We start from the raw sequence: 6,754 nt of genomic DNA on the forward strand, positions 1-6,754 counted from the left end.
AGTACGTCGGGGAGAACTCGCGCCACGAGCTGCGCCGCATCACCGGCGCGCTGCTCGTTCTCGCCACCGTCGTCGTCGGCGCAATTGTGCTGGTGCTGCAGTTCTTCGCACCGGCAGCAGTGAACGTCATGACCGCGCTGGGTGGTGGCGAGTCGGCCCGTGGCATCGAGACGGTCGATCTGACAATCGAGCTGGTGCGCTGGATCCTGCCAGCCGTGCTGCTGCTGGCGATCTCAACCATCCTGATGTCGACGCTGTTCGCGCTGCAGCGCTTCACCCTGCCGTCGCTGTCGCTCTCGCTGCGTAACGTCGCGATCATCTTCAGCGCCCTGACGCTCGGCCGGACGGCGCTGGAAGTCCGCTCGATGGCGATCGGCATCGTCCTCGGCGCGCTGCTGCTGGTCATCGTCCAGCTACCCGGCCTGCGCGACGCCATGCCGATCCTCAACTTCCAGATCAATCATCCGGCGATCCGGCGCATCGGCATCCTCTACCTGCCGATCTTCATCGGCCTGCTGGCGAACACCTTCGCGCTGGTCGTCGACCGCAACCTCGCCTGGGGTGCCGGTGAGTACGCCCCGGCGGCGATGCGCTATGCCACAACCCTCAACCAGATGGTGCTCGGCCTGGTCGCGGCTGCGATCTCGCTGGCGTCACTCCCGGCCCTGTCGCGCCACTTCTCGTCCGGCGACGACGAAGCGTACTGGGGCACGCTGGCGAACGGCCTGCGGATGATCACCGTGCTCGTCGTCCCGGCGACGCTCGGGCTGGCTGTGCTCTCCTGGCCGACGGTCCAGCTCATGTTCCAGCACGGCGAGACGAACCACGACGCAGCCGTCCAGATTCTCATTGCGCTGTTGATCTACCTGCCGGGCACGCTCTTCGCTGCCTTCGATCAGGCGCTGATCTTCGCCTACTACGCGCGCAAGAACACGAAGACCCCGCAGATCGTCGGCGTGCTGGCGGTCGGTGTCTACTTCCTGTTCGCCCTGACGCTCGTCGGACGTTTCAACATGGCCGGGCTGGTGGCGGCCAATAGCGCCCAGTTCATCTTCCACGCCATCGTCATGGTTGTGCTGGTGCGGCGTATGTTCCCGCACGGCACGCCTGCGGCGCGACAGTTCGACATGCCGCGGCTCGTCCGCACCATCCGCTCCTCGACGCTCGTCTCGATCGTCATGGCGCTGGCCGCTGGCGGACTCGCGTGGATGCTAACCCGTGGCCTGCCCGAGCCGGATGCCGGTTTCGCGCGGCTGCTCCGCGAAACGGTCGTTGTCGTCATCCCGGCCGGCGTCGGCGCGGCGATCTACGGCGCGGGGCTGTTGCTGCTGCGCGTCCAGGAGATGCAGACCATCCAGCAGCGGGTGATGTCACGACTGGGACGGTTCGGAAGGTAAGACCAGAATGCAACAATCTGACGCACACTACGACGCCGTCATCGTCGGTGGACGCTGCGCGGGCAGCGCCACGGCGATCAATCTGGGCCGCGCGGGCTATCAAGTGCTGCTGGTCGAACGGGCGGCGATGCCCTCCGACACGCTCTCGACCCACGTCCTCTGGCCGGATGGCATCGCTGCACTTCGCCGCCTCGGCCTGCTCGACGCCGTGCTGGCGACCGGCGCGCCACCAGCGCACCACTTCCGGCTCGTGCGTGGCGACGACGAGGTGCTTACCGAGATCGTCCCGTTCGATGGCATCGACTACACCCTCTGCGTCCGTCGCCTGGAGCTCGACGGCATCCTCTGGGACGCCGCGTCCGCGACCGAAGGCGTCGATGCTCACGACCGCACAAGCGCTCTGCGGCTGCGTCGCGACGGCGACCGCGTGATCGGCGTCGATCTGCGCGGACCAACTGGCGAACGCAGCGTCTCGGCCGACATCGTCATCGGTGCGGACGGGCGTAACTCGCATATCGCCCACGAGGTCGGCGCGACCGAGCGCAACGTCGTTGAGCCGGGCCGCTACTGGTACTACACCTACTTCCGCGACGCAGCGCCGCCGGGTCCGATCGCGCTGACGCAATCCGACGCCGAGCGCGACATGATCGCGACGATGCCGATGAACGATGGCCTCCAGATGGTCATCCTCGGCGCATACAACGAGGACTTCGACGAGTTCCGTCGCGACCACGAGGCGAACTACTTTGCGCGAATCAACGCGCACCAGTGGGTCCGACAGATGCTCGCCAAGGCCACACCAGTCGCGCCAGTACGCGGCATCGCCGGTGTACGTGGCTACGACCGCACTGTTTGGGGATCGGGCTGGGCGCTGATCGGCGATGCCGTCCACCAGAAAAACCCGATCGTCGCGCGCGGCATCAACGAAGCGCTCCGCGAGGCCGAATTCCTTGGCAACGCATTCGCCGACGGCATTAGCGACGCAGCGCTGACGCGCTACGCCGATGCAGTCCACCGACACACCCTCGGCAAGGCGCTGAACGCCCGGATGCTCGAACGCCCCGATCGCTGGATGACCGCTGACCAGGGCGCATTGCTCTCCGCCGCCACGACCACCCCGGATGGCCTCGCCCGCTACCTGCGCGTCGAATACGACGATACCTACGGCTTCGCCGAGTTCTTTGGGGACGCGGCGGGATAGCGCGGTCGACCGTCACACATCCGCACCCTGATACGTCAAGTACATGAGAGCCCATATTCGGACAGCATGACACGTCGCTGCTCATGAAGAGGAGACACGATGAGTTCAGGATTCACCAAAGAAGAACGCGACGCCATGAAGGCGCGTGCCCGAGAGCTGAAGGCCGAAGAGCGCGCAAACAAGAAGCGCGAAGACGGGGAGAACGACCTGCTGGCAGCAATCGCCGACATGCCGGACTCCGACCGCGTCATGGCCGAGCAAATCCATGCCATCGTCAAGGAGGTCGCCCCGGACCTGATGTCGAAGACCTGGTACGGCATGCCGGCCTATGCCCGAGACGACAAGGTCGTCTGCTTCTTCCAGCCCGCCGCCAAATTCAAGGTCCGCTACGCGACACTCGGATTCAACGAAGACGCCCACCTCGATGACGGTGTCATGTGGCCAACGTCCTTCGCGCTGAAGGAGATCACCGCCACCGAGAAGGCGCGGATCGCAGAGCTGGTGAAACGGGCGGTGAGTTAAAAGCACGTTCCCGAACTGGTCAGGGTGCTGATCGAGGCGGCGCACCTCCCCAGCGCCCTGACAGCTGTCTTCAATGACAACACGCAAAGCGGCTGCGGCTGAATCGCACGGGAATTACACGTCGATAGACACGTCATTGAGATGCTCACTCGTTCAACAGGGCGTACGTATGCGGGTCTCATGACTTCGAATCACACGGAATCACACGGAATCACACGGAATCACACGGAATCACACGGAATCACACGGAATCACACGGTCTGTCTAAGAGCGACTATCGTTATCGGGCAATGAAGCATTCCCGAGAAGTAGCCAACGAGCACCTCGCCCCCGGCCAACGACATCCACCATGCCAAGGCGACGAAGCATCTGCAAATTGTCCTGAATCGTTCTTTCCGGCGTGGGAATTGAAAGATTGCTAACAATCGTGTGAAGGTGCGAAGGCCCCAAGCGACTCAAGATTTCAAGCACGTCACGCTGGAGCGGATTCAGAATATGGCTGATGCGCGTCGGTGGAACGTATCGAGTAGGTCGGAACCGCACAAGGACCTCACCTCCACTCGACTCAAACTCTGGAGGAACGAGCCCTGCACGCTCAGTGAGTTCAGCCATCTTCAGAGTTCCCCGTCCCCACTGCTCAATAATTCCGCGTCGATAAAAGACCTGAGCAATAAGTGGATTCCACGGCCGGGATCGATGTGGGCGAATCAAGTCATCAGGCGTCAGTCCGAACGGCAGCAATCCTGTGCTCGAAATCTCAAGCCGATCATCGAAGATCGCAATACTGACTGCACCACCAGGTACCCCATAATCGCGATGACAAAGAGCATTTGCAAGCGCCTCGCGCAATGCCTCTGTCGGATACAGTGGATCATCCACACGCTCAAACAGATTGGGAACGACCCGCCCGGCGACCGGCAGATGGTCTCGCAGGAATCGCTGAGCCCGGATCAACAACTGAAACGCATTACCGTACTCTTGCCGATTATCAATGAATTCGTTCTTATCATTGCCCCGGAATCGAGCCATTCGCAAAATACATTGCGGATACAACGGCATCAGGCGCTCTGATCGCCCGAACAAGACCACTGCTGCATTCAACAGCTGCCCATCATGAATCAGGCCAAGTCCTATGAGTATCTCGACAGGATCGCGAGTTCCTGGATCATCCATACGTCCACGGCGGATGGACTCCTGAATGGTCCTCTCAATTTCTTCCAGGTCCAGATCGTCAACGGTGACGGCAGATGCTGCCTGATTCTCCCAACGACGAAATGCGTGCATCCGCTCGATAAGCAAGCGATCGTATTGAGCCCGCGGCATTCGAGATGTCGTCGGTCCCTGTCGATGATACGGACGTCCATCATACGTATAAAGTTCGCTACCGGCGCTGCCCGTAACACTCAGGATAAGGACCTTCTTGCCACTAGGGAGAGGCAACGTATCGATGTGCGGAAAGGCAGGCGGCTCGATCTTCTGGAACTCGTGATGAAGGTCCTCCATCGTCTTTTCAGAGACATCCTGTCCGATAATCTTCCGCTCGGGCGTTATCCCGAATACAACGAAACCACCGATCCCGTTCAGCATTGCGCAGATAGTTCGGGCTGCATCCGTTCGCTGACCCGTCGATTTCTTGAATTCAAGATCAGCCGACTCGCCGCGAGCTATAAGTTCAGCGATGTCATTGGCGTTCATCCTGGCTGAACCTCAATCTCTCCCGATCTGAATCCCTGAAGTCCCTGAACTATGAGTATGCTAACCCGCGAGCCGCATTGGAGACAGCGACAACTTCGGCTCCATCCATCACAATACCCTCATCAATCGCACCTGCATGAGCCGAAGGAGTCTCTCATGGCAGCACCCGTTACTACCGGAACGCAGACGCGCCCGACCTACGAGCAGTTCGCCGCAATCCGCCGCTACCAGCCGACATTGTCCTTCTCACCGGACGGGTCGGAGATCGCCTATTCGACCAATATCTCCGGGCAGTACAACCTCTGGCGGCAGCCAAGCAGCGGCGGCTATCCGCGCCAGGTGACACTATTCGATGATCGTGCGGTGCGTGAGATTGCCTGGTCGCCGGATGGTGACACCATCTTCTTCGTGGCCGATATCGACGGCAACGAGATGTATCAGATCTTCCGCATCCCGGCGGCCGGCGGCGTGCCCGAGCAACTGACCGACGCGCCAGCGGTGCAGTTCTATCTGGCCGACGGGCCGTTCTCGCCGGACGGCACGACCATCGCCTTCGCCGGCAACGATCGGGAGCCGACCAACCAGGACGTGCAGCTCCTCAATCTGCAGACCGGCGAAACACGCCGCCTCACGACAGAGGACGGCTCGTTCTTCGCCGCGCGCTGGTCGCCGGACGGCTCGTGGCTGACCGTCGTGGATTTCCAGACCAACTCACGCACCGACGTCCACCTGTTCAATCTTGCGACCGGCGAGCGCCAACTGGTAACGCCGCGTGACGGGGACGTGCTGAATCTCGCCGAGGCGTGGGCGGCCGATAGCTCCGGCTTCTATCTGCTGACCGATGAGGACCGCGAGTTCACCGGCCTGGCGTTCTACGATCTCAACAGCGGCCAGAAGCGCTGGGTTGAGACGCCCGAGTGGGATATCGAGCGCGTGGCGCTCTCGAAGGAAGGCCATTTCCTCGCCTGGGTCGTGAATGAGAACGGCTACTCGCGCCTGCATCTGCGCGATCTGCGGACCGGCGCGCTAGTCGATCTCCCGGAGTTGCCCATTGGCGTCATCTCCGCGATGACAATCACCGCTGATGGCGCGAAGATTGGCCTGCTTTTCTCCGACGCAACTCGCCCCAACGAGGTCGTGATCGTCGATGTCACGAGCGGCACGATCAATCAGATCACCGAGAGTGCCCTCGGCGGGATCGATCCGGCGGAGATGGTGCATCCCGAGCTGATCCACTACCCGACGCACGACGGACGCGACATCCCTGCCTGGCTCTATCGACCGAAGGGCGACGGGCCGTTCGGCGTTGTCCTCTCGATCCACGGCGGACCGGAATCGCAGGAGCAGGCGGCCTATAACTACTCCGGGCTGTACCAGTACTGGCTCTCACGGGGCATTGGCGTGCTTGCACCGAACGTCCGCGGCTCGACCGGCTACGGCAAGACTTACCAGCGCCTTATTCACCGCGACTGGGGCGGGGACGAGCTGAAGGACTTTGAGCAGGCCGTCGCCTGGCTGCATGCGCTGGACTGGGTCGATCCGCAGCGCATCGGCGTGTTCGGCGGCTCGTTCGGCGGGTTCGCCACGCTCTCCTGCGTCTCGCGCCTGCCCGACCTCTGGGCGGCGGCGGTGGATATCGTCGGGCCGTCGAACCTGGTGACGTTCTCCAAGGCGGTGCCACCGACCTGGCGACGGATCATGAACGAGTGGGTTGGCGATCCCGAGACGGAAGCCGACTTCCTGATGTCGCGCTCGCCGATCACCTACGTCGACCAGATCCGCGCGCCCCTCTTCGTCATTCAGGGCGCGAACGACCCGCGCGTCGTGCAGTCCGAAAGCGACCAGATCGTCGAACGCCTCCGCGAGCGCGGCGTCGACGTGCGCTACGACGTCTACGCCGACGAGGGCCACGGCTTCACCCGCCGCGCCAACGAGATCA

The 6,754-nt window shown here is 62.3% G+C and carries 5 protein-coding genes; 4 read left to right on the forward strand and 1 reads right to left on the reverse strand.

Features of this window, described 5'->3' with window-relative positions; genetic code table 11:
• The 3 genes from M9890_14995 to M9890_15005 all read left to right on the forward strand — a co-directional run.
• On the forward strand, window positions 1-1,397 hold a 1,397-nt coding region (locus M9890_14995; GenBank protein MCO5178260.1), incomplete at its 5' end, for an oligosaccharide flippase family protein.
• A gap of 7 nt (window positions 1,398-1,404) precedes the next feature.
• A complete protein-coding gene (locus M9890_15000; protein MCO5178261.1) occupies window positions 1,405-2,598 on the forward strand; it encodes an FAD-dependent monooxygenase in 1,194 nt (397 codons plus the stop codon).
• Window positions 2,599-2,697: 99 nt separating this feature from the next.
• A complete protein-coding gene (locus tag M9890_15005; protein MCO5178262.1) occupies window positions 2,698-3,120 on the forward strand; it encodes a DUF1801 domain-containing protein in 423 nt (140 codons plus the stop codon).
• Window positions 3,121-3,384: 264 nt separating this feature from the next.
• Here the strand turns inward: M9890_15005 and M9890_15010 are convergent, their stop codons facing one another.
• Window positions 3,385-4,815: a putative DNA binding domain-containing protein gene (locus M9890_15010; GenBank protein MCO5178263.1), complete on the reverse strand. Its 1,431-nt coding sequence runs from the start codon at window positions 4,813-4,815 to the stop codon at window positions 3,385-3,387.
• Between the two features lie 156 nt (window positions 4,816-4,971).
• On the opposite strand from M9890_15010, the gene M9890_15015 reads away from it, so the two are divergent.
• A partial coding sequence (locus M9890_15015; GenBank protein ID MCO5178264.1) for a S9 family peptidase occupies window positions 4,972-6,754 on the forward strand: 1,783 nt, incomplete at its 3' end.

The organism is Thermomicrobiales bacterium, assembly GCA_023954495.1.
Classification (GTDB): domain Bacteria; phylum Chloroflexota; class Chloroflexia; order Thermomicrobiales; family CFX8; genus JAMLIA01.

Excerpts from the sequence above, each read along its gene's own strand:
- M9890_15005 (MCO5178262.1), top strand. The coding sequence starts at position 2,698 with ATGAGTTCAGGATTCACCAAAGAAGAACGCGACGCCATGAAGGCGCGT.
- M9890_15010 (MCO5178263.1), bottom strand. The coding sequence starts at position 4,815 with ATGAACGCCAATGACATCGCTGAACTTATAGCTCGCGGCGAGTCGGCT.
- M9890_15000 (MCO5178261.1), top strand. The coding sequence starts at position 1,405 with ATGCAACAATCTGACGCACACTACGACGCCGTCATCGTCGGTGGACGC.